Raw genomic sequence first — 22,403 nt, forward strand, 5'->3', positions numbered from 1 at the left:
CTTGCGATCCGTCAGGCAGATTTTCGAAGCGATTGTTTCTTCGGTTGCGGTCTCGCCGCGCGGCCAATGGCGGCGATCGCCTCCATCTCGTCGACGAGGCCGGACCGATCGATATCGACTTTCATGGCCTCGCCGAGCAGACAGGCCGCCTTCCTGAATTGCGGCTCTGCAATCAATCGGTTCACCGCCGCGGCAATTTCCGCTTCGGAGGCGGTTGGAGGCAATTGAAGCCCTGCCCCCTTCGCTTCGACGCGCGCGGCGTTGGCAGCCTGGTCTCGCCCCATTGGCAGGATGAGCTGCGGCAGTCCGTTGATGAGTGAACGCGTGGTCGTTCCGTGGCCGCCTTGCGAGATCACCACGGAAACATCCTTCATGACGAGGTCATGGGGAGCGCCCCGGACCAAATGCACGTTCTTCGGAGCCCGGAGATCGGCGACGTCGACATTGGGACCGGCTGTTGCAAGGGCATCGATCTCGACCGCCTCCATCGCGTTGATAATGCGCTGAAACAGCTCGCGCTGACCCTGCGCGCCCGTGCTGCATGCGATCAGCCCGCGAGGACGATCCGACTGAGCCGACCATGGCGCTCGCCACGCCTCCGTCTGCCGAGATTTTGACCAGTTCGGTACATCGAGCAGCGGTCCGACATAGCGGAAATTGTCGGGCAGCGCGTCCGCTTGAAAGTCGAACGCTCGACTGGTCGCGAGCAAAAGCCGGTTGGCCCGATCGAACAGATCGTAGACATCTGCCAGAAGCGGAAGACCCAGATCGGCACGCGCGCGGTTGAGACTTGGCAGAAACACATTGAGTGTTTCGGTAAGCCTGGCATTGGCGGCGTCGACTTCGGCGCGCTCTTCCGGCGTTTTCGGTTGCCTCAACCCGCTGGTGGCCGGCGGCATTCCCGGCAGGGGCCGAATGCTGACATGAGGGGACAGCAGAGCGAAAGGCACGCCTGACGCCTCCGCCCCGAGCGCAGCTCCAAACAGCACGTCAAGCACGAGAACGGCATCCGTCGGCATACGGCCGATCTCATCCCGTACATCGGCCGCATAGAGCGCAGCAGGATCAAAGACGGCCTGGCGTAGAAAGTCTTTCACATCCGAGACGTCCACCGGATCCGCAGCCTTTCCGGTCGGGGCGCGGCGCCATGCGACAAATGCAAAGCCGGAGGCCTCGACTTCCGAGCGCATCGCCGGATCCGCCATCACCCGGATATGATGTCCATTCCGGTGCAATCTCCGCGCCGCAGTCAGCAGCGGGCTCAAATTCCCGAGGGTCCCCCACGACGCCAGCAGAAAATTATAAGACATCGTAGAACCCTTTCGTCACGGTTGCGAATGCGCTGTCGCAATCCATCCTGCGCAACCCAATGCAGGCTTCCGGACGGACGCGTGGCTGCGCTTGTGTTCGCGCGGGCCACGCCAAGAATGGAGCGGCGCGCGCTACCGAACGATGTCTCCCCGGAGGGAGATGGTTACAGCCGTAAGGAGAGGAAGGCCGCTTATGGGCCAACGCGGACATTGGAGCTGATGGCCAGGTCCGCTAAGCGGCAAGAGCGGTCCAACTGTTCAGGACGCGGATTTGTCCGCTAAGGGCCACATCCGGACATCTAGGATGTTGCCGCTCCCCGAGAACTGTTATTGTTGAGCGGTCTTGCGTCTAGGGGATGATGATTGTGTCTCCAGCAGAACTGTCGAACAGCGAGGCGGAACTCCGGTCGTTCATTTCGGTCGCGATCCCAACCTTTCGACGTCCTTTTGGGCTGCAACGCGCGATCGAAAGCGTGCTGCAGCAGGACTTCTCCGATTGGGAAATGGTGATCAGCGACGACGAAGGGTTAGTGGGCGAGAGTTGTCGCCTCTTGTCCGAATATGTCAGCACAGAACCGCGCATCCGAGTCGTCGAGAACCGCAGAGGCCGTGGTCAGGTCGAGAACACGAACAATGCGATGCTTGCGTGTCGCGGTCCCTGGATCAAATTGTTGCATGACGACGACTGGCTCGCGCCAGGGGCGCTTACGTCTTTCGCGAGACTTGCGTTGGCCTACCCCGCCGCGGCAGTCATCACCTCCACAAGCCATCTGGTGCAAGACAAAGGCATAAAGTACCGGCAAGGGGGTGAGATTTACGTGTATTCGGGCCAACAGTGCCTGACTGATCTCTATTTGGTGGGCAAAACGCGGTCGCTCGGAATTGTCCCATCGACGCTGTTGGTCAATAGCAACGTCGTCAAAGCCGGCTGCCTGATGCGAAACTACAAGTCGATAAGTTGGGGGGTCGACCAACTGTTCTTCATTGATCTGGCCTGCCATGGTGACATGGTAGCGATAGACGATGGTCTTATCTTTTACGACATGACCAACCACCCCTGCATCACGGCAGACGGGTCGTTCACTCACATTGACCAAGAGACAGTCGATCTCAAACGCCTCACTTGGAGCCTTTTGGAAGATAAAGGAGAACTTCCCGATCCTGAAACGGTCGTGCGTGCGTTGCGGGTTGCTCGACTACGCGGACGGATCGGCCGGCAGCCACTCGGCGCAACGATCCGTGACGCAATCCAAATCCTGCGCCCCTCGGTCCTGATGGCTCTCAACAAGATCATCCGTGCTCGGGCGCGCGCGCCGGGTGCAATTTAATTCATCCTTTCTGCGGGAACGCTCTGATCTGATAGCGCAGCTAACTGACCGCCGCTCGAAATGGCAAGGTCCCCTATGGGTGGTGGGCTCAATTGGTCAGCGCGACACTCTAATCTTTTAGCAAAGATGGAGTGTGGACATGAAACGGCGAAGTCGCATTTATTACTCGGCAGCCCAGCGATCCGAAATCTGGGATCGCTGGCAGGCCGGCGAGCCGATGAGCTCGATCGGACGCCGATTTGACCGGAAGTCCTCGTCGGTCTTCTCAGTGATCTCGCCGACCGGCGGAATTCGTCCTCCAGATAGGCACCGTGCCAAACAGGCGCTCAGCCTGGCCGAACGAGAGGAGATCTCTCGATGGCTCAGCATGCGCTGCTCGTTGCGGTCGATCGCGCGCCACTTGGGACGATCTCCATCAACCATCAGCCGTGAAGTCCAGCGCAATGGCGGGCCCGAGCGCTATCGGGCTGCGGGGTCCGATCAGGCCGCGTGGGATCGGGCGCGGCGCCCCAAGCTTTGCAAGCTGGCTTGCCGTCCGTTCTTGAGGCGGACAGTATCGACCTTGCTTCAGCGGCAATGGTCACCGGAGCAAATTGCCGGCTGGCTCAAGCGCACCTATCCGGGGGAACCTCAAAAGCAGGTGTCACACGAGACGATCTATCGCAGCCTGTTCATTCAGGCGCGCGGCGTGCTGAAAAAGGAGCTTCTTGAGCACCTGAGGGCGAGGCGCACGGTCCGCCGATCGAGGCACGCCAGCATGAAACGAAACGGGCTCGGCCAGATCAAGAATGCCGTCTCCATCAGCGAGCGGCCGCCGTCAGTTGAAGATCGTGCGGTGCCCGGCCATTGGGAGGGCGATCTGATCGGCGGTTCGGGGAATAGTTATGTCGCAACGCTTGTCGAGCGCCATTCGCGCTACGTGATGCTGGTCAAGGTTGCGAACAAGGATACCGAAAGCGTTGTCTCGGCACTGATCAAGCAATCGCAGCGATTGCCCAGCGAACTTTACCGGTCGCTGACCTGGGACAGAGGCAAGGAGCTCGCAGACCATCAACGGCTGACATTGGCCACCGAAGTCGAGGTCTACTTTTGTGATCCTCGATCTCCCTGGCAGCGCGGGTCAAGCGAAAACACCAACAGATTACTGCGCCAATATCTTCCGCGCGGCACCGATCTGTCCTTGCACAGCCAGGCCAAGCTCAGTGCCATCGCAAGGCAGCTCAATGAAAGGCCGAGAAAGACCTTGCTCTATCAGACGCCGGCTGAGAAGTTCGCAGAATGTGTTGCAGCGGTCGGTTGAACTCGCCGTCAAAAGCCGACACCGCGCCAACGCCCAAACACGTCAGCTTAGGGTCACAAGCCGAAATCAGCATTGAGCAACGCCACGTCTGCGAAGGGCCACAAGCCGACATTGCATACTGCGCCGTTGATGGGAATTGGAATGAGACCAGTATTTCCCGGCAACCGCAGCACTCATGGGGGGAGACCCATGATGGGGCAAGCTCGCGCTATCCTTTCGAGGTGTTCCGGCCTGTAAAATCGAGCGAGCTTTGGAACGAGTGTGGAGACGCGCAGAGCCGGCCTCGCTTCCACCAGGCGTGCACCGATCATCCGGGCTTCCTCGACCCTTCCAGACATCGCGTGGCATGCCGCCAGAATAAATTGTGCGTTGAGATAGTTGGGCCGGTGCAGCACAGCCGACTTGGCCCATGATGACCCGTCCTCGTATCGATCCGTCAAGAAATGCGCAAACGCTATGCCGGTCTGCAGCAGAAAAAGAAACGGATCCATGGGGCTTAAACGCCCCCCGGCGTGGAACTGCTTGAGCGCCGCCTCTATGTCACCGCGCCGTATGTGTTCCCAGCCGATCGTATACCGTGCGACAGCCAAGTTCGGGTTAAGCTCATGCGCTCGGGAGACGAGGGCCACGCCATCGTCCATCTCGTATAATACGGCGCCAATTGCCTGCCCGGCTCTCACGAGTACGGTTGGATCATCCTTATCGAGCTCGATCGCACGCCTTGCCAACCGTCGGGTGTCGTTCAGTTCCTGATCCGCGTCGATCGTCCAGCCGAAGATCTTTCGTTGCAGATAGCAATAAGCACCAAGCGCGTATGCTGAGGCCAATCCGGGATCGATCTCGACAGCAAGCCGGATCAGTCTGAGGGCTTCAATGTTTTGTTCGCGGGTGAATTCATAGAAGCTCGAGAGTGCACGCAGATAGTAGTCGTAGGCCTGAAGATTTTCAGTTGGCTTGCGTTTTGCGCGCTCTATCTCGGCGCGCTCCAATTGAGGAAAGAGCGCGCTAATCACGCTACTCGTCACTTGGTCCTGCAGATCGAAGATATCTTTGAGCTGGCTGTCGAACCGGTCCGCCCAAAGATGAGCACCCGTCGTGGCCTCGATCAACTGCCCGGCAATGCGAACTCGATCGCCGGATTTGCGCACACTGCCTTCGAGCACATACCGAACGCCCAGCTCGCGCCCGACCTGCCTGATGTCGATAGCCTTGCCTTTGTAGGTAAAAGTGGACTGTCGCGCGATGACGAACAGCGATTTGGACCGTGAAAGGCCGGTGATGATGTCCTCGACCATGCCGTCGGCGAAATACTCCTGCTCTGGATCGGAGCTCAGGTTGGTGAATGGCAGAACGGCCAGCGACGGTTTATCGGGAAGTGGGAGGGCGGGTTTAGCCGTCTCCCTCTGGATTTCTGTGACCGCCACAGTGGGGGCGCCGTCAGCCTCCTGCACCTTACCGATAAAGCGATAGCCCTTCCTTGGCAGCGTCTTGATCAACCGCTGTTTCTCCCCGGAATCGCCAATTGCGGACCGAGCGGCATTCAGGCGGGTCGTCAGCGCGGCATCCGACACGCACCGCCCCTTCCAAATGGCTGTGATGAGCTCATCCTTGCAAACCACGCGCTCGCGGTTGCGGATGAGGTAGTCCAGAAAGTCAAAGGTCTGTGGCGCCAGGGCAACGACGCTTGTGTCGCGGTACAGCTCGCGGCGGCCGGAATCCAGTTCGTAGTCTTCGAAGAGATAGCGCAAGACGCGAAATCCCTTGGACGGTCTCCGGTCAGGCCCGGCAACACTTGGAAAACAAAGAATAAGCTGTCCGTAAGGAAAATGTAAGCAGCAGATCAAGCGTGCCGGGCCGGATTTTGGCAGCATGCCAGGGTGGAAACACGGTGCCCGAGGATACTGCGATGAGCATGATTTATCAGACAACGGGCTTGGTCCAGACGGCAGACTCCCAGCGACGCAATGTCAGCGTTTTCAAGAATTGCTGGAACGCTTTTCAAGAGTGGCGGAAATGGGAGCGGCTGCGGCGCGATCTTTGCCACCTAAGTGATCAGGAGCTGAAGGATATCGGGATTACGTATGGCGAGATCGACTACGTGGCCTCGAACCGACATACTGACCCGCGAGGCATACGATCGGTCGGATGACGTCGACCTCCGGGAGCGGTGGACGGTCCGTTGGAAATTGGTCGACGCGAGCCGCTTGGCGGCCCAGATACCGGCTTGCGCTTAGGGTCAAAGGCCGACACCGCGCCAACGCCCCAACACGCCAGCTTGGGGTCACAAGCCGAAATCAGCATCGAGCAACGCCACGTCTGCGAAGGGCCACAAGCGGACCTTGGCCAGCATCACTCGATCACCTCAGATTGCTTAGTTGGCTGCGCGCACAACGGCCGGTGGCTGCCATGAGCCCCCACCGGCCGGCAGGATCGAAGGCGCCGTTGTCTTCGGCCAATATAAACGCATCACGAGGTAGATTTCGTCATTCGGCGCCGGCAACCAATTGGATTCCTTGTCGACGCCGGGCGAATCTTTTTGGATATACAACGTGAGAGAGCCGTCGGCATTCTTCTTCATGTCCGGCAGCATCGGCGAGTTGATCAGGTAGCGGTTGATCGGATTCTCGATCAGCAATTGGCTCTTGCCATCATACATCGTCACCGACCAGAAAGCCTCTACCGGCGGGAATTGTCCGGCGGAAAAAGTGATTGTGTACTTGTACTTGGAACCATCGAGCACCTCGCCATCAGCAAGCGCCTTCGTCATTGGATAGACGGCCTCGATTGCGTCGTTGCCATAGATGCCGCCCTTGGCTGCGGCAGCGCGCTTCAGCCAGTCGCCGCTGTAGAATTGCCGGTCTCCGAACAGCGATCCGATTTTCCAGCCATTTACGTCTTTCTGTCCACTAGCAAGATACTTTTCAACTTTCTCTTCGCCGTCCTTCATCCCCAGCCCGATTTCAATCTTGTGGGTCAGCGGAAGATCCTTGAAGTCGAAGGTCTTTCCGGGGCCGACGCCGATGCGCGTGAGCTTGGCGCGGATTTCCTTTTCCTCCGGCCCGGCCGGCGCAAATTGGAGAGCGAAGTCGAGATACTCGAAGAAGTTCTTCTTCACCAACTCCGCATTAGCCTTGGGAAAGTCGACGGCCGCTGCGGCGGGGGGCGCGGGCTGCTTGAGATAGGCCGACAGGGGCTGCACCTTATAGCCGGCCTGGACCTTCTCAACGTTCGGCATATCTGCCGGATGGAAGAGCTGGGTGCGGTAGGCGGCGGCGGAAAATTGTGTCGAGGAGCGAAACATCTTCTTGATGCCAGGCGGAGTGGCACCCTGCCAGTTCGGCCCAACCACCATATAATCTCCGGCCTCGCTTCCGGTCGCGCGGCTACCGATATAGCCGTAATTGAACGTGTTGCCGTCGCAAAGCATCACTGAATAGTAGCGACTCTTGTCAACAGCCGGCACGGAAAGAACGATCGGCTCGGCGCGCAGATCGAGCCATAACAGCGAATAGGGCGTGTCGCTATTGGGAGTTATTACGGCCGTGTCTTTGTATGTATAGACACGCGCCTCGTTTTTGATCTGGTTGAACGGCGCCTTGAATTGCCCAGAGTTCCTGTCGACGGCATATTCGTACATGACGGCGTAGTTCATCACGATCGGCAGCCCGTAGATGAAGCCTTCCTCGGCGATGGCCTTGGCCTCGCGGATGTCAGGCCATTCCGCCTGCGACACACTTGGCGTCAGTGCGAATATCGAGCCCGTCAGAGCGGCGGCCAATACACTTGATCGAATGTTCATGTGAACCACCCACGCGCGAAAGGGCGCCAAATAGACACCCGGGAAGCTGGGTCATCATTTCACGAAATAGTCTCAGCGGACTACGGAAAAACGAACAGCTTGCAGCTGTCAGGCCAAATCGCGCTGAACTACAATCGAAATCCGATTTCATGAGCATTTTCCAATACGTTGATGCTCATTCGTTCGGAAAATGTCCGCTTCGGGTCAAAAGCCGACACCGCGCCAATGCCCCAGCACGCCAGCTTGGGGTCACAAGCCGAAATCTGCATCGAGCAACGCCACGTCTGCGAAGGGCCAAGAGCGGCCGTCGCACGCCAGCCCATGAATAAGAGAGGTCGCCTCGCGAACGACCTCTCCTTCGTGTCCGGCAATGTATCTTATTTGCGATCAGCTTTTTTGAACGGCGGCCGCGGCTTTGCGTATCACGTCGATAACCACATTTGGCTGGGAGAGCATCGGCACGTGGCTGCTCGCCACTTCGGTGACCGTCGCTCCCATGCGCTTCGACACCCAGCGTTGCAGATCCGGATGCACGGTATGGTCTTGCGTGGCCAGAATGTACCAGCTCGGCTTCGACCGCCACGCGATCTTGTCGGCGCTGAGCTTCTGTTGCTGGAACAGATTGTAGACGGGCGCATATTGGGTGGCCCAAACCAGCTTCTGGTCTTCCGCGGAGAGGTCTCCTGCGAAGAACTCGGTGCCGCTCGGAAGCATCCAGGCACGCCCATCGGCGACCTCGACGCGTGAGAAGATATCCGACGGATACTTGTCGAGCCGGTCCTGTACGGTCTCGCCGGCATCCGGAGCGACCGCTGCAATGTAGACGAGACCGACCACGCGTTCATCGGTGCCCGAGCCCGTGATGGTGGCGCCGCCATACGAATGGCCGACGAGAAGGACCGGGCTGCCAACACGATTGAGTGTGCGCCTCACCGTCGCCAGGTCCTCCTCAAAGGAGTCCAGGCCATATTGAACGGCGATCACTTCGTACCCGTCGGCCTGCAATGCTGGAATGACTTTGCTGAAACAGGAGCCATCGGCCCAAATGCCGTGACAGAAAACGATCGTTGGCTTGATTTGCGCAGACATACTGCTTTTCCTTTTTTGCACGAGCTTCAGCGATGAAGGGCATTGGAAGACCAACTCGGTTGTCGGGGCCTCCATTGCGAAAGTCAGACTATTCGTTCATAAATGGCCGATTAGCCGTCTTTCGTTCGGTTCTTTCGCGATCCAAAGTCCTGAATGACAACGATTCTAGAAAGAACGGCCGGTCTGCTGGCCTTCGTGCGGACGGTTGACGCGGGTTCTTTCGCCGGCGCCGCGCGATCGATCGGCGCCAGCCCCTCGGCGGTATCGAAAAGCGTTTCGCGCCTCGAACAACGCCTCGGCGTGCGCTTGCTGCAGCGCTCAACGCGCACACTCAGCCCAACGTCCGAAGGCGCCGCTTACTACGAGCACGTCGCTCCCCATCTGCGCGCGATAGAGGAAGCCGACGACGTCGTGCAGGTTCCGGGAAACGTCCGTGGCGTGCTTCGGGTCACTGTGCCGAGTACATTTGGACGCCCGTTGATTTCCGCATGGGCGGGCTCGTTCCTGGAGCGCTATCCGGACATCAAGCTTGATCTCAGCGTCACGGACCGCCGTGTCGATCTCATCCGCGAGGGTTTCGACCTCGCTGTCAGAATTGGCGAATTGGAAGACACAAACCTGATCGGCCGCTCGTTAGGTGTCCTGCAATATGTTCTGGGCGCATCGCCGGAATACCTTCAGCGACGAGGAATCCCGCAGTCGATCGACGATCTCACTCAGCATGCCTGCCTTCGCCATCTGCTTGGTGGCCGGCCGCAAGCATTTACTTTTGCGGACGGCACACGGGTCATCCCCAATGGCCCCTTCGATAGCGACGATGCCCAGTCGTTGATTGAGGCGGTCATAAAAGGCGTTGGCATCACGCAGTTCATGCGCATCGCTATCGAGGACGAGCTTGCCGCCGGACGATTGAATGTCGTGCTGCCGGGCATACCGATGTTCACCACACCGGTCTACGTCCTGCACGCATTCGGACGACAACTCCCCCTGCGAGCCCGCCTGTTCATCGATTTTCTTGTCGACGCCTTGGGCGTGTCGCGCAATTTGTCACTCTGAACTTTAGGAACTGGCCAGAAACGGGTCCGACGCGCGAGCAGGGATTTCCGCCTGATCCTCTCGGCCAGTGACATCTAAAGCGCGGGCAAGCCGGGCGGCGGCTTGCGCATGTCGGTCGCCTGCTCATAGGCGTAGGCCAGACGCAGCAGCTTGTGCTCGCTCCAGGCACGGCCTGCGAAGGTTACGCCGAGCGGATAGTCAGGCGTGTCCTTGTCGTCTGCTCCCGAAATGAAACCGCCCGGCACCATGACGCTGGGATAGCCCGCCTTCGCTGATATCACGCAGCCGGCGGCGCCGGGAAACAGCACCGCGTCGAGCTTGTACTGGTTCATGTAGGCGTCCATGCCGCGCGTCTTGGCGGAGAGCAGGTCCATGGCCCGCGCCGATTTGTACTCGCGCTCGCTGAGATCGCCTCTGGTCATGTTGGCGGCGAGGAACAGGTCCTGGCCGAACCGCAGCGCCGTCTCAGCGTTCGCCTCGTTGAAGGCCACGATGTCGGCCATGGTCTTCATCTCTGTGTTCGTCGCCCAATCGCTGAGGTAGAGATTGAGATCGTGCTTCAGCTCGTAGAGGAAGACGATCGGCGGCGTCGCCAGATTACCCTTGTTGCGACTCAGGGGATTGCGATTGAGCACGTTCATGCTCGTACCCGGCCCGCCGATCCAGCCAGATGTTGGCATGTTGGCACGCACGATGATGGCGCCCAGATCCTCCAGCACCTTGATCGCGTCGACCATCACCTTGGCCGACCTGGGCGGCAGCTTGCCGTAATAGCGATCGTTGAGCGGGTCGGTCGAGTCGCTCGGCACGCCGATGCGCGCGCCCTTCATCGCGTCGGTCGCGAGGTCGGCGGTGTAGTCGACCGGCCGCCGCTGCCGCTCGGTCGCGGGGTCGAGTGGGTCTTCGGCCGCGAACACGTTCAACAGCATCGCCGCGTCGCGCACCGTGCGCGTCATCGGCCCTGCAGTGTCCTGGCTGTGCGCGATCGGCAGGATGCCGGCGCAACTGACCAGCCCAACGGTCGGCTTCACGGTGACGAGGCCGTTTTGGCTTGCGGGATACAGCAGCGAGCCCGACGTCTCGGTGCCGATCGAGGCCGAGCACAGGCCGGCCGCCACCGCGACCGCCGAACCCGCGCTTGATCCGCCTGGCTGCACGACCGGAATGCCGTGATCGCCCATCAGCGCCGGCGCGTAAGGGTTTTTCACTTGGCCGCCGAGCGACGAATAGCCCGAGGGCATGTCGGCCGCGAGAATGTTGGCGAACTCCGTCAGGTTCGCCTTGCCCAGGATCACCGCACCGGCCTTTCGCAGCAGCTTGACGATTGTCGCGTCTCTCCTGGCGCGCGCGCCCTCCAGTGCCAGCGAGCCCGCCGTCGTCGGCTGCTTGTCGCCGGTCGCGATGTTGTCCTTCACCAGGATCGGGATGCCCGCCAACGGCCGCTTGGCCGATGGTTTTGTGTCGTCGAGCTCGCCAGCGATCCCGAGCGCGTCGGGATTGATCGCGCGCACGGAGTTGAGCGCGGGCCCGTTGCGGTCATAAGCTTCGATGCGCGCGAGGTAAGCTTTGGTCAGCGCCGTGGCAGTGACCTGTCCGCTGGCCAGCGCATGAGCGATATCGCTCATCGGCGCATTGTCGAGCTTCAGAGTGATCGGTGCTTCAGCGCTGACGGCAGCCGCGGCGATGCCGGCATCGCGGCGGGATGGCTTCTTCATGGCGTGCCTCGCCTGACGGCGCGTCCCGAACCATGACGCCGCGATGATCGTATATTGCCGGTGTTTTGCCCGACGGGTCAACCGCATCGCATGGCTCAGCAAGCCATCGAGCGGACCGTGCAAGCCATTGAAATATCTAACCCCGGCTACTGTGCATGGGGTTGTTTTTCAGGTTTTTGTTTTGGGTTGCCCAAAAAGATTGACCTCTCCTCCGATGGGGAGAGGTCAACGTTGCAGCAGGTTCGACTTGATCGAACGGCCCCTACTCCCAGGACCAGGTCGAGAAATCGTTCTCGTATTGCGGGACGTCCTTCCAGACGCCCTTCAGCTTCTTGTTGGTGATGGTGATGAGCTGGGGCTGGTACAGGAAGCCGGCGACCGCGTCGGTGGCCAGCATGCGCTGGGCATCGCCGAGCAGCTTTGCGCGGCCGGCCTCGTCAGGCGTCGACACGATCTGCTTGTAGAGCGCGTTGAAGGCCTCGTTGTTGTAGCCGAGGTAGTAGTCCGGCTCGGTGATCTTGACGAGGTCGAACGGCTCGACATGGCTGACGATGGTGAGGTCGAAATTGTGCGGGCCGTTGCCGGCGAACACCTGCGACAGCCACTGCGCCCATTCGACATTCTCGATCTTGGCGATGATGCCGACCTTGGCGAGCTGGGCCGCGAGGATCTCGCCGCCCTGCCGCGCATAGGACGGCGGCGGCAGCTTCAGCGACAGTTCGAGCGGCGTGGTGACGCCGGCTTCCGCCAGCAGCTTCTTGGCCTTCTCGGGATCGTAGGGGTTGATGCCGGTGGTGTCGACGAAGCCGAGCGCGCCGGGCACGTAGAAGCTGCCGATCGGCGTGCCGAAACCATCAGCCGCGCCGTCGACCATCGCCTTGCGGTCGATCGCGGCGAGGATGGCACGGCGCACGCGGACGTCGTCGAGCGGCTTCTTGCGCTCGTTGATGCCGACGATGGTCTTGGCACGGGAGCCGCCGACCATGACGTTGAAGCGCGGATCGGCCTTGAACTGTCCGATGGCGCGCGCTGCCGCAACGCGCGGGAACGCATCGACGTCGCCAGAGAGCAGCGCCGCGGTCTGCGCGGCCGGGTCGGAGATGAAGCGGATCGTCACCTTCGACAGCTTGATCGCGGCGGCGTTGCGATAGTCGGCCCATTTGGTCAGGGTGATCGAGGAGCCCTTGGCCCAGGCCCCGAGCTGATAGGGCCCGGTCCCGACCGGCTGCGTGCCGTTGGTGGCTGCACTCTTCGGCTCGACGATCGAACCGCTCGCCTGTCCGAGCAGGAACGGCAGGTTCGGCTCGGAATACTTCACCGTGATCACGACGGTGTCGGCGTCGGGCGCGTCGACCTTCTCGAAAGCCTGGAACAGGCTCTTGTCCTTGTTGGTGCTGGTCGCGATCGCGTTGCGCTCGAACGAGAACTTCACCGCCGCGGAATCGAACGGCTCGCCGTTCTGGAATTTGACGCCCTTGCGCAGCTTGAACGTGTAGGTCTTCAGGTCGGGCGAGGCGGTCCAGCTCTCCGCCAGCAAGGGCGAGACGGAGCCGTCCTCGTTGATCTTGGTCAGCGTCTCATAGATGTTGTAGAGCGTTACTTCGGCGATCGCGGCCGCGGCGGCGATGGTGGGATCGAGCCCTGGCGGCTCTAGCGCCATCGCCATGACGACGCTGTCCTTCTTGCCCTGCGCCAGCACCGGCAGCGGTGCTGCGACAAGCGCGGCGGCAAATGCGACGATCGATAATTTCCTGAACATGCGTAACTCCCCGGCCTTCTCTTGTCTCAGCCTACGCCAATTCCATGGGGGACACTAACCTTCCATGACCGCGTGCGGCAATGCCATCACGGCCTCCGCCTTGTGGCAGGCGGCGAGATGGGCTTCGCCGACCTTGCGTAGCAAGGGCGGAACCTCGCGGCAATGCTGGTCGGCGAGCGGACAGCGCGCGACATAGGGGCATCCGGCAGCAGTCACCGATTGCGAGGCGATCGCCTGGGCCCCGCGCCGCCGTCGGCCGCCGCCGGCGCGCGCCCGCGGCACGGCATCCAATAGCGCCCGCGTATAGGGATGGGCACAGCGCTCGAACAGGTCCTCCGGCCTGCCCTGCTCGACGATCCGGCCGAGATACATCACCGCGACCTCGTCGCAGAGATAGTCGACCACGGCGAGGTCGTGGCTGATCAGGATGTAGCTCAGGCCGAACTGCTCCTGGAGGTCCTGCATCAAATTGAGCACCTGCGCCTGCACGGAGACGTCGAGCGCGGAAACCGGCTCGTCGGCGACGATGAGCTTCGGCTGGGTGATCAGCGCGCGCGCGATCGCGATGCGCTGGCGCTGTCCGCCGGAAAATTCGTGCGGATATTTGTCCATGTCGGCATCGCGCAGGCCGACCTGCCGCAGCACCGCAGAGACGCGGGCGCGAAAAGTGGTGCGGTCGGCATCTTCCAGCACGGTGAGCGGCTCGGCGACGATGCGCGCGATGGTCTGGCGCGGATCGAGCGATCCGTAAGGATCCTGGAACACCATCTGGAAATCGCGGCGCGCGCGGCGCAGCTCGTCGGGCGAGATGCGGTTGAGATCGCGCCCGAGCAGCGCGACCTGCCCCGACATCGGCCGCTCCAGCGCCATCACCACCCGCGCGAAGGTCGACTTGCCCGAACCAGACTCGCCGACGACGCCGAGGCTCTTGCTGGCATCGACCCGCACGCTGACGCCGTTGAGCGCGCGCACCTGGCCCGGCGGGCGGAACAGGCTTTCGCGCGGCAGCGTGTAACGCTGCTCAAGATTCTTGACGTCGAGAAGCGGCGCTGCGGTCATGCGGGCAGCGCTCCGACATTCGCGGCCATGGAGAGATCGGTGCGCACACAGCGCACGCCGTGACCGGGACCGACTTCGATCATCGGCGGCAGCGCCACGCGGCACTTGTCCTCGACCAGCGGACAGCGGTCGCCGAACGTGCAGCCGGCAGGCAATTCCGCAAGTTCGGGCACCGTCCCCGAGATCGTCGTCAGCCGCGTCCCCTTGCGCGCGCCGAGCTTCGGCCGGGCGCGGAACAGGCCCTGCGTGTAGGGATGGCCCATCCGGCGGAACACCTCGTCGGTCGGCCCGCTCTCGACGACCGTGCCGCCATACATCACCATCATGCGTTGCACGTTCTCGGCGATAACGCCGAGATCGTGCGAGATCAGGATCATCGACATGCCGCGCTCCTCGACGAGATCGGCGATGAGGTCGAGGATCTGGCCCTGGATAGTGACGTCGAGCGCCGTGGTCGGCTCATCCGCGATCAGGAGGTCGGGCTCACAGGCCAGCGCCATGGCGATGGTGACGCGCTGGCGCTGACCGCCGGAGAACTGGTGCGGATAGGCGTCGATCCGCCTTGCGGGGTCGGGCAATCCGACGCGGTCGAGCAAGGCGATCGCTTCACGCCGCGCCTGCGCCGCCGAATATTTCTTGTGACGCCGCAGCGGCTCGGCAACCTGATGGCCGATCGTGTGCATCGGGTTGAGCGCGGTCATCGGCTCCTGGAAGATCATGCTGATACGGTTGCCGCGCAGCTTGCAATAATCCGCATCCGACAGACCGGCGAGCTCGCTGCCGTCAAGCCTCATGCTGCCGGTCACGACAGCACTGTCTGGCAAGAGGCCCATCAGCGACAGCGCCGTCACCGACTTGCCGCAGCCGGATTCGCCGACGAGACCCAGCGTCTCGCCGCGCTTGAGGGTGAAGCTGACGCCGCGCACGGCCTGCGCGGGTCCGCGGCTGGTGTTGAGGCGAACGCCGAGATTGGCGACCTCGATCAGCGGCAGGGTTGAGCGCTCCCCCATCGTCATCGCTCCCGCGCCAGTCGCGGATCGAGCAGATCGCGCAGTCCGTCGCCGAGCAGATTGAGCCCGAGCACCGCGATGGCGATCGCCGCGCCCGGATAGACCGCAAGCATCGGCGACTGGAACAGCAGCGTCTGTGCGTCGTTCAGCATCCGTCCCCAGGACGGCTGCGGCGGCTGCGTGCCGAGACCGAGATAGGACAGCGCGGCTTCGGCAAGGATGGCGAGCGCGAACTGGATCGTGACCTGCACGATCAGGATCGACAGGATGTTGGGCAGCACATGCTCGATGGTGATGCGGAATTTGCCCTTGCCCGACGCGCGCGCGGCCAACACGAATTCGCGCGCCCAGATCGCGTTGGCCGAGCCGCGCGTCAGCCGGGTCAGCGTCGGGATCTGGAAGATGCCGATCGCGATGATCGAGGTCACCATGCCCGGCCCGACGACCGCGGCTAGCATGATTGCGGAGAGCACCGCCGGAAAGGCGAAGGTGAAATCGGAGAAGCGCATGATGATCTCTTCGGTCCAGCCGCGCTTGGCCGACGCGACCAGGCCGAGGCAGACGCCGAAGGTGAGACCGATGCTCACGGCGATGATGCCGACCAGAATGGTCGAGCGCGCGCCTGCGAGCAGCAGCGAGACGATGTCGCGGCCGAAGGAATCGGTGCCGAGCCAGTGCGCCGCCGACGGCGGCCGGAGCTTCGAGGCGATGTCGATCTCATAGGGCGACCACGGCGTCCACACCAGCGACAGCAGCGCCGAGGCGAGCACCAGCAGGCTCAGCGCTCCGCCGAGCACAAAGCTGCGGTGACGCAGCGCGCGGGTCCAGAAGGTGCGGGCCGGCAGCGGACGCGTTGCGACCGGGGCGTCAACCGAAGTGGCCAGGGGCGCGCTCACAAATCGTGGACCTTGATGCGGGGATCGATGAAGGCGTAGAGCACATCGACCACGAAATTCACGATGACGACCATGGCCGCAAGCAGCATCACGCAATTACGCACCACGATCAGGTCGCGGTTGGCGATCGACTGGAAGATCAGGCGGCCGAGGCCCGGCAGGTAGAACACGTTCTCGATCACGATGGTGCCGGCGAGCAGATTGGCGAATTGCAGCCCCATCACCGTCATCACGGGGATCATGGCGTTGCGCAGCACGTGGCTCCACAGCACCTCGCGCTTGCCGAGACCCTTCGCGCGCGCCGTGCGGACGAAATCTTCGCGCAGCACTTCGAGCACGGCCGAGCGCGTGACGCGCGCGAGGATCGCGGCCTGCACCACGGCGAGCGAGATCGCCGGCAGCAGCAGCGACTTGATGCCGAGCCAGATGCCATCCTCCCAGCCGGGAAAGCCGCCCGCCGAGAGCCATTGCAGCCGCACCGAGAACAGCAGGACCAGCAGGATCGCGAACCAGAAATTCGGCAGCGCGATGCCCACTTGCGTCAACGACATTACGCCGACGTCGCCGAGCTTGTTGTGGTTGGCCGCGGTGTAGATGCCGGCCGAGAGCGCCAGCGTCACCGTGATCAGCATCGACATGATCGCGAGCGGAACGGTCAGCACCAGCCGCTCCGCGATCAGGCTCGCGACCGGCGTGCCATAGACATAGCTGTTGCCGAGATCGCCGACGAGGAGGCCCTTGATCCATTGCAGATAGCGAACCGCCAGCGGCTGGTCGAGCCCGAGCTTGACGGTGAGCGCACGCACCGCGTCGGCCGAGGCATCGGCGCCCATCAGCATCTGCGCCGCGTTGCCCGGAAGAGCGTCCAGCACCAGGAAAATGATCACGGATGCGCCGACCAGCGTCGCCAGCAAGGTAAACAGACGTCGAAGAAAGAATACGCTCATGCGCGCTCGGCTTCAGGGCTCATCCGCCGCACGATCAACATGTCCGGGCGCCGGAGGCAAGTCCTTTGCGGCATGTACCTCACCTCAGCCGGGCCGGCGGGACAGAAGATCGTGCGAGGCCTCGAACAGCGCGCTCACCCGCAGCAATTCGGCATCGGCACGGAAGCGCCCGACGAGTTGGAGCCCGATCGGCAGGCCGTCGCCGCCGAAGCCGCTGGGAAGACTGATCGCGGGGTGTCCGGTCATGTTGAACGGCATGGTCCAGGGGAACCAGTGCGGCCGGACGCTGTCGAAGTGCTTGCCGTCGATCTCGATGGTGCCGAACAGGTCCTGGTCGATCGGCAGCGCGGTGCGGGTAAGGGTCGGCATCGCCAAAAGATGCCCGCGCGCAAGCAGGGATTGCACACGGCGGAACAGCGCGGTGCGCGCGAACATCGCCTCCTGATAGGCGATGCCGCTGACATTGGTCGCGAGCGCGACCTGCTTGACGAAGGCTTCGCTGAGGACGGCGCCGTGCTCGGCCACCAGCTTGGCGAAACGCGTGCGCCAGACGGTGTGGTTGATGGCGCGCCAGATCGGCTCGATGTCAAACCCCTCGCCGGAGAACTCCTCGAGCTCGGCACCGAGACCGGCCAGCCGGTCGAGGCTCGCCTTGAAGCTGGCCGCGACATCTGACGACACCGGGCGGCCGGGCGGCGACGCACAGAACAGGATCCTTTGCCCGCGCAGATCGCCGCGCGGCGCGGCGGTGCCGATGAAATCGGGCACGGGCACGCCGATCGACCAGGGATCGCAGGAATCCTCACCGGCCATCGCCTGCATCATCAGCGCGGTGTCGGCGACCGTGCGCGTGGTCGGCGTGACATAGGTCTGGTTGCCGAAGGCGTCGAGCGCCTGGCTGTGCGCGATCACGCCGTTGCTCTGCTTCAGCCCGACCACGCCATTGCAGGCTGCGGGAATTCGCGTCGATCCGCCGCCATCGGTCGCAATCGCAAGGGGCGCGATGCCGCTCGCCACCGCCACCGCAGCGCCGCCGCTGGAGCCGCCGGAGGAGCGCTCAGCGCTCCACGCGTTGCGGGTGCGGCCGAACAGCGGCGAGTCGGTCAGGCATTTGCTGCCGAATTCCGGCGTGGTCGTTTTGCCGATCAGAATCGCGCCTTCCGCGCGCAGCTTTGCGACTGCGACGGCGTCCTCGGTGGGCACATTGTCCTTGTAGGGAACGGCGCCAAAGGTGGTCCTCACACCCTTGGTGTTGACGATGTCCTTGACGGTGACCGGAAGCCCATGCAGCAGGCCGAGCGGCTCGCCGGCCATCGCCTTGCGCTCAGCCGCACGCGCCTGCGCCATCGCCTCGTCGCCGCAGAGCGTGATGAAACAGTTCAGCTCGGGCTGAAGCGCCTCGGCGCGCGCGAGCACGGCGCGGGTGACTTCGACAGGCGAAATCTTCTTCGTGGAAATGAGGCCGCGCAACTCGGTTGCGGACAGCAGGCAGGGATCGCCGTTCATCGTCAAATCATCGCTCCGAAGCCGGCCCTCGTTGGCCCAAGCATTGACAAGGCATTGACAGCGAGAATGACACTTCTGTTAACTCAGCGTCCAATACCATTTTGGTGGTCAACCCATACGTTTTCGGTATGCCAATGGATCTTCACCGGCTTCGCTACTTCGTCGCCGTGGCCGAGGCGCGCAGCGTCGGCAAGGCCGCCGAACGGCTGCGGATGGCGCAGCCGCCGCTGTCGGTCCAGATCCGCAAGTTAGAGGCCGAGGTTGGCGCGCCGCTGTTCCGCCGCGGCACGCGCGGCATGGACCTGACGGAAGCCGGCCAGGCCCTGCTGGTGCGCGCCGGCGAGGCGCTGGCGCTTGCGGCCGACGGGGTCGAAGCCGCGCGGGCGGTCGCGGCCGGCAGCCGCGGGCGGATTTCGGTCGGATACATGTTCGTGCTGGCGAACGCCATGCTGCCGCGCCTGATCCCCGAGCTGCGGCGATCCATTCCCGGCGTCGACCTCGACTTCGCCGAGCTCAGCGCCTCGACGCGCGAGGCGCGGCTGCTCGACCGCAGCGTCACCGTCGCGCTGTGCATGCCGGCGATCCACCATCCCGAGATCCAGGTGGCGCGGATTGGCGCACAACCGTTCATGCTGGCGATGCCGAAGCGCTCGCCGCTTGCGCGCCTGAGCGCGGTGCCGATGGCTCGACTCCAGGGCCGCCCGCTGATCGCGCTGCCGCCGCCGGAGCAAGACCCCGCCTCCTCCGCGGTCGCAGCCTTGCTGCGGCGGCATCAGATCGTGATGCCGATCGCGAGCCGGGTGGAGACGGTGCATTCGGCGATGAGCCTCGTTCTCGCCGGCGAGGGGCTTGCGATCCTGCCGGCCTGCGCGAAGCTTGGCGCGCCGCAGGGCATCGTGTTCAGGCCGCTGCGGGATGCCGCCGACTCCATCGATATCGCCGTGTGCTGGCGGCGGGATTCGCAGAGCCCGCTGATCCGCACCTTCCTCAAATGCGCCGAGAAGGTCGTGGCACGGCTGTGATGCGGACCCGGGCTAGACATTCCAGGTGACTTCATGGCTCCACGGCGGATCGGCGCCCGGGCGGGTACAGGTCAGGCCGGCGCAATTGGCGGCAAAGGACAGCGCGCGGCGAAGCTCGTCCGCGCCGATGTCTTTCAGCTGCTGCCGGCTGATGCGGCCCTGCTTGTGCAGGGCGAACAGGAGCGCAGCCTGAAAACTGTCGCCGGCGCCGATGGTGTCGGCGATCTCGACCTTCGGCGCCTGAACTTCGACCTGCCCTGCGCTCGCGTGCCAGGCAATGGCCCCGTTGTTGCCGCGGGTGATGACGACGAGGCTCGTGCCCTGCCCCAGCAACGCGTTCGCGCGTTGCTGATATTGCTCCTCGCCGAAGAGATACGCGAAATCGACATCCGACATCTTGATGAGATCGGCTTGGCCTGCGAACTCGGCCATGCGCGCGAGATAGGCCGGCTTGTTCTTGACCAGATTGGGGCGGCAGTTCGGATCGAAGGAGATCGTCGACGACGCGCGCGCGTCCGCGATCAGGGCTTTCGTCTCGGCGGCGCCCTGGTCGTTCACCAGCGTGGTCGAGCCGACATGAACGGCCTCGATATTCGCGAACGGAATCGCGCCGCGCCGGTAGGTCCAGTTCCGTGTCGCGGTTTCGGCATCGTAGAAGGCGTAGTGCGACTCGCCCGCGACGATGCGCACGAAGGCGAGCGTCGTCTGGCGGTCGCTGCGGGTGGCAAGCCCCAGCTCGACGTTCGACGCGGTGGCGTGGTCGACGATCATGCGCCCGAACATATCGGTCGAGACGCCGCCGACAAATCCTGTCGGCGCGCCCAGCCGCGCCATGCCGATCGCGACGTTGAGGCAGGAGCCGCCGACCGCAGGCATCACCGCCTCTCGCCCCTCGGTGTTTCGCGTCGGGACGAAATCGATCAGCGCATCGCCGCAGGCAATCAACATCCGTTTCAACCTCCGGCACCCTCGCGCATCGCTTCACGGCTGCTGCGATCGACCTCGCGCAGCAGCTTGTAGACCTCGCGCTTGCGGGCATGAAACGCGGCCATGCCGAGCGCGGTCGGTTCGCTCTTCCGTCCCAGCGCCGACATCTTCGCCATGGTCTCGCCGATCGAGGCATAGGCACCGCCGGCCACCGCGCCGAGCATCGCGGCGCCCAGCAGCACGGGTTCTTTCGTTTGCGGCAGCGCGACGGTGAGCCCGGTGGTATCCGCCATGATCTGCCGCACCAGCGGACTGCGGCTCGCGCCGCCGCCCATGATCATGATGCTGGAATGGACGCCATGCGCGGCAAAGGCCTCGATCACCTCGGCGAGGCCATAAGCCAGACCGCAGAGGCCGGCGACGAACAGCCGCTCCATCGCACCAACGTCGCTGTCGAGATCGAGGCCCGCGATCACCGCGCGGGTGTCGGGGTCGGCGTAGGGAGAGCGGTTGCCGATGAATTCGGGAAGCACATGGACGTCGCGGGCGAGCAGCGCGGCGCGGCTGGCGTCACCGGCGCGCGCGATGATGCGCCGCTCGAGGTACTCGATGAGGTCGACACCCTCGTTGCGCGCCGCCGCGCCCGCCTCGGCATGGCCGGGATGCGACTTGAGGAGATGGTCGATCGCCGCACCCGCAGCCGACTGGCCGCCCTCGTTGAGCCAGAAGTCCGGCACCATGCCGGAATAATAAGGGCCCCATACGCCGGGCACGAAGCACGGCTCCTTCGTCGTCGCCATGATGCAGGCCGACGTCCCCATGATGTAGGCGAGACGGTCGCTGACATCGCTCGTTCCGCCCGATCCGTCGCGTCCGCCGATCGCGCCGATGCCGCCGGCATGGGCATCGATCAGCGAGGCGCCGACCGGCGTGCCCGGCGACAGGCCGAGCTCCGCAGCCGCAGCTCGGGTGAGGCCTTCGCCGAGCCGCGTGCCGGGCGCGACGATCTCGGTGCCGATGCGGGCGTATTTCTCGCTGACGAAATCGGAGAGGCCGATGCGCTTGAAGAACGGCGCGCTCCAGCCGCCGCCGTCGTGTGCGAGGTAGTTCCACTTGCAGGTGACCGTGCAGGTCGAGCGCTGCAGCGACCCGGTCGCGCGCCAGGTCAGATAATCTGCCAGATCGAAGAAATGACCGGCGGCATCGAAGCTCGCGCGCATGTGCCGCTTCAGCCACAGCAACTTCGGCATCTCCATCTCGGGCGAGATCGAACCGCCGACATAGCGCAGCACCGCGTCCCCGGTCTCGTTGATCAGCCGTGCCTCGGCCGTAGCGCGATGATCCATCCAGACGATGACATTGCGCTGGCGGTCGCCGGAGGCACTGACGGTGACCGGCTCGCCTTGCCGATCGAGGACGACCAGCGAACAGGTGGCGTCGAAACCGATGCCGCCGACGCTGTCGGGCGCGATGGCAGCTTCCTCCATCGCCGCTCGCACCGACTTGGCGCAGGCCTCCCAGATGTCGGACGACGATTGCTCGACGATGTCGCCGGCCTCGTGCCAGATCCGGATCGGATGCTTGGCGGTGGCAAGGAGGGTGCCCGCCTCGTCAAACACCCCTGCCCGCGTGCTCGTGGTCCCCACGTCGACGCCGATATACGCTCGCGGCATTGTCGCT

The 22,403-nt window shown here is 63.2% G+C and carries 18 protein-coding genes; 5 read left to right on the forward strand and 13 right to left on the reverse strand.

Translation table 11 applies throughout. The annotated features are described in order from the left end of the window. Positions 1-11 precede the first annotated feature (11 nt). Positions 12-1,310 (reverse strand): glycosyltransferase, encoded by a 1,299-nt coding sequence (locus AB7290_RS29820; RefSeq protein WP_085403110.1) that lies wholly within the window; start codon positions 1,308-1,310, stop codon positions 12-14. Between the two features lie 359 nt (positions 1,311-1,669). On the opposite strand from AB7290_RS29820, the gene AB7290_RS29825 reads away from it, so the two are divergent. Together AB7290_RS29825 and AB7290_RS29830 are read left to right on the forward strand one after the other, a co-directional pair. Beyond that, complete coding sequence (locus AB7290_RS29825) at positions 1,670-2,638, forward strand: glycosyltransferase family 2 protein (RefSeq protein WP_085403208.1); 969 nt, start codon at positions 1,670-1,672, stop codon at positions 2,636-2,638. A 139-nt stretch (positions 2,639-2,777) separates the two neighbouring features. After that, complete coding sequence (locus tag AB7290_RS29830; protein ID WP_085398133.1) at positions 2,778-3,938, forward strand: IS30 family transposase; 1,161 nt, start codon at positions 2,778-2,780, stop codon at positions 3,936-3,938. Between the two features lie 173 nt (positions 3,939-4,111). Here AB7290_RS29830 and AB7290_RS29835 read toward each other — a convergent pair whose 3' ends face one another. After that, positions 4,112-5,686 (reverse strand): winged helix-turn-helix domain-containing tetratricopeptide repeat protein, encoded by a 1,575-nt coding sequence (locus tag AB7290_RS29835; protein ID WP_085399438.1) that lies wholly within the window; start codon positions 5,684-5,686, stop codon positions 4,112-4,114. Positions 5,687-5,850: 164 nt separating this feature from the next. Between AB7290_RS29835 and AB7290_RS29840 the strand changes: the two genes are divergently transcribed. Then, the gene (locus AB7290_RS29840) at positions 5,851-6,087 is read left to right on the forward strand and encodes a DUF1127 domain-containing protein (protein ID WP_224517759.1); all 237 of its coding nucleotides are present in this window, start codon (positions 5,851-5,853) and stop codon (positions 6,085-6,087) included. A 222-nt stretch (positions 6,088-6,309) separates the two neighbouring features. Here AB7290_RS29840 and AB7290_RS29845 read toward each other — a convergent pair whose 3' ends face one another. Both AB7290_RS29845 and AB7290_RS29850 read right to left on the reverse strand, forming a co-directional pair. Then, positions 6,310-7,737, reverse strand: a complete 1,428-nt coding sequence (locus AB7290_RS29845; protein WP_063984452.1) for a DUF1254 domain-containing protein — start codon at positions 7,735-7,737, stop codon at positions 6,310-6,312. Between the two features lie 387 nt (positions 7,738-8,124). After that, on the reverse strand, positions 8,125-8,826 hold the full coding sequence (locus AB7290_RS29850; protein ID WP_085399436.1) for an alpha/beta fold hydrolase: 702 nt from the start codon (positions 8,824-8,826) through the stop codon (positions 8,125-8,127). Between the two features lie 153 nt (positions 8,827-8,979). On the opposite strand from AB7290_RS29850, the gene AB7290_RS29855 reads away from it, so the two are divergent. Continuing rightward, positions 8,980-9,882, forward strand: coding sequence for a LysR family transcriptional regulator (locus tag AB7290_RS29855; RefSeq protein ID WP_063984453.1), 903 nt, complete (start codon positions 8,980-8,982; stop codon positions 9,880-9,882). Between the two features lie 74 nt (positions 9,883-9,956). On the opposite strand, the gene AB7290_RS29860 is transcribed toward AB7290_RS29855, so the two are convergent. The 7 genes from AB7290_RS29860 to AB7290_RS29890 all read right to left on the reverse strand — a co-directional run bounded on the left by AB7290_RS29860 (position 9,957) and on the right by AB7290_RS29890 (position 18,774). Beyond that, entirely contained in the window at positions 9,957-11,597 is a 1,641-nt protein-coding gene (locus AB7290_RS29860; RefSeq protein WP_135214992.1) for an amidase family protein, read from the reverse strand. A 262-nt stretch (positions 11,598-11,859) separates the two neighbouring features. Then, positions 11,860-13,356: an ABC transporter substrate-binding protein gene (locus AB7290_RS29865; RefSeq protein WP_085399435.1), complete on the reverse strand. Its 1,497-nt coding sequence runs from the start codon at positions 13,354-13,356 to the stop codon at positions 11,860-11,862. Positions 13,357-13,410: 54 nt separating this feature from the next. Continuing rightward, entirely contained in the window at positions 13,411-14,415 is a 1,005-nt protein-coding gene (locus AB7290_RS29870; RefSeq protein WP_085399434.1) for an ABC transporter ATP-binding protein, read from the reverse strand. Beyond that, positions 14,412-15,425: an ABC transporter ATP-binding protein gene (locus AB7290_RS29875; RefSeq protein WP_441254225.1), complete on the reverse strand. Its 1,014-nt coding sequence runs from the start codon at positions 15,423-15,425 to the stop codon at positions 14,412-14,414. The genes AB7290_RS29870 and AB7290_RS29875 overlap by 4 nt, the downstream gene beginning before the upstream one ends. A gap of 2 nt (positions 15,426-15,427) precedes the next feature. Continuing rightward, on the reverse strand, positions 15,428-16,321 hold the full coding sequence (locus tag AB7290_RS29880) for an ABC transporter permease (RefSeq protein ID WP_085399432.1): 894 nt from the start codon (positions 16,319-16,321) through the stop codon (positions 15,428-15,430). Continuing rightward, positions 16,318-17,268, reverse strand: coding sequence for an ABC transporter permease (locus AB7290_RS29885; protein WP_085399431.1), 951 nt, complete (start codon positions 17,266-17,268; stop codon positions 16,318-16,320). The genes AB7290_RS29880 and AB7290_RS29885 overlap by 4 nt, the downstream gene beginning before the upstream one ends. An 84-nt stretch (positions 17,269-17,352) precedes the next feature. Next, on the reverse strand, positions 17,353-18,774 hold the full coding sequence (locus AB7290_RS29890) for an amidase (RefSeq protein ID WP_085399430.1): 1,422 nt from the start codon (positions 18,772-18,774) through the stop codon (positions 17,353-17,355). A gap of 134 nt (positions 18,775-18,908) precedes the next feature. Between AB7290_RS29890 and AB7290_RS29895 the strand changes: the two genes are divergently transcribed. Next, a complete protein-coding gene (locus tag AB7290_RS29895; RefSeq protein WP_063984460.1) occupies positions 18,909-19,796 on the forward strand; it encodes a LysR family transcriptional regulator in 888 nt (295 codons plus the stop codon). A 12-nt stretch (positions 19,797-19,808) separates the two neighbouring features. On the opposite strand, the gene AB7290_RS29900 is transcribed toward AB7290_RS29895, so the two are convergent. Both AB7290_RS29900 and AB7290_RS29905 read right to left on the reverse strand, forming a co-directional pair. Further along, entirely contained in the window at positions 19,809-20,744 is a 936-nt protein-coding gene (locus AB7290_RS29900) for a carbohydrate kinase family protein (RefSeq protein ID WP_085399429.1), read from the reverse strand. A 5-nt stretch (positions 20,745-20,749) separates the two neighbouring features. Beyond that, complete coding sequence (locus AB7290_RS29905; protein WP_085399428.1) at positions 20,750-22,396, reverse strand: FGGY-family carbohydrate kinase; 1,647 nt, start codon at positions 22,394-22,396, stop codon at positions 20,750-20,752. Positions 22,397-22,403: the final 7 nt, after the last annotated feature.

The sequence above is a fragment of the Bradyrhizobium sp. 613_E4_N2_2 genome, assembly GCF_052075995.1.
Classification (GTDB): Bacteria; Pseudomonadota; Alphaproteobacteria; order Rhizobiales; family Xanthobacteraceae; genus Bradyrhizobium; species Bradyrhizobium barranii.

What these genes read in the sequence shown, in the direction of transcription:
- AB7290_RS29875 (WP_441254225.1), bottom strand. Translation starts at nt 15,425, where the DNA reads ATGGGGGAGCGCTCAACCCTGCCGCTGATCGAGGTCGCCAATCTCGGC.
- AB7290_RS29825 (WP_085403208.1), top strand. Translation starts at nt 1,670, where the DNA reads ATGATTGTGTCTCCAGCAGAACTGTCGAACAGCGAGGCGGAACTCCGG.
- AB7290_RS29820 (WP_085403110.1), bottom strand. Translation starts at nt 1,310, where the DNA reads ATGTCTTATAATTTTCTGCTGGCGTCGTGGGGGACCCTCGGGAATTTG.
- AB7290_RS29870 (WP_085399434.1), bottom strand. Translation starts at nt 14,415, where the DNA reads ATGACCGCAGCGCCGCTTCTCGACGTCAAGAATCTTGAGCAGCGTTAC.
- AB7290_RS29895 (WP_063984460.1), top strand. Translation starts at nt 18,909, where the DNA reads ATGGATCTTCACCGGCTTCGCTACTTCGTCGCCGTGGCCGAGGCGCGC.
- AB7290_RS29850 (WP_085399436.1), bottom strand. Translation starts at nt 8,826, where the DNA reads ATGTCTGCGCAAATCAAGCCAACGATCGTTTTCTGTCACGGCATTTGG.
- AB7290_RS29890 (WP_085399430.1), bottom strand. Translation starts at nt 18,774, where the DNA reads ATGAACGGCGATCCCTGCCTGCTGTCCGCAACCGAGTTGCGCGGCCTC.
- AB7290_RS29845 (WP_063984452.1), bottom strand. Translation starts at nt 7,737, where the DNA reads ATGAACATTCGATCAAGTGTATTGGCCGCCGCTCTGACGGGCTCGATA.
- AB7290_RS29905 (WP_085399428.1), bottom strand. Translation starts at nt 22,396, where the DNA reads ATGCCGCGAGCGTATATCGGCGTCGACGTGGGGACCACGAGCACGCGG.
- AB7290_RS29855 (WP_063984453.1), top strand. Translation starts at nt 8,980, where the DNA reads ATGACAACGATTCTAGAAAGAACGGCCGGTCTGCTGGCCTTCGTGCGG.
- AB7290_RS29900 (WP_085399429.1), bottom strand. Translation starts at nt 20,744, where the DNA reads ATGTTGATTGCCTGCGGCGATGCGCTGATCGATTTCGTCCCGACGCGA.
- AB7290_RS29860 (WP_135214992.1), bottom strand. Translation starts at nt 11,597, where the DNA reads ATGAAGAAGCCATCCCGCCGCGATGCCGGCATCGCCGCGGCTGCCGTC.
- AB7290_RS29840 (WP_224517759.1), top strand. Translation starts at nt 5,851, where the DNA reads ATGATTTATCAGACAACGGGCTTGGTCCAGACGGCAGACTCCCAGCGA.
- AB7290_RS29865 (WP_085399435.1), bottom strand. Translation starts at nt 13,356, where the DNA reads ATGTTCAGGAAATTATCGATCGTCGCATTTGCCGCCGCGCTTGTCGCA.
- AB7290_RS29885 (WP_085399431.1), bottom strand. Translation starts at nt 17,268, where the DNA reads ATGAGCGTATTCTTTCTTCGACGTCTGTTTACCTTGCTGGCGACGCTG.
- AB7290_RS29830 (WP_085398133.1), top strand. Translation starts at nt 2,778, where the DNA reads ATGAAACGGCGAAGTCGCATTTATTACTCGGCAGCCCAGCGATCCGAA.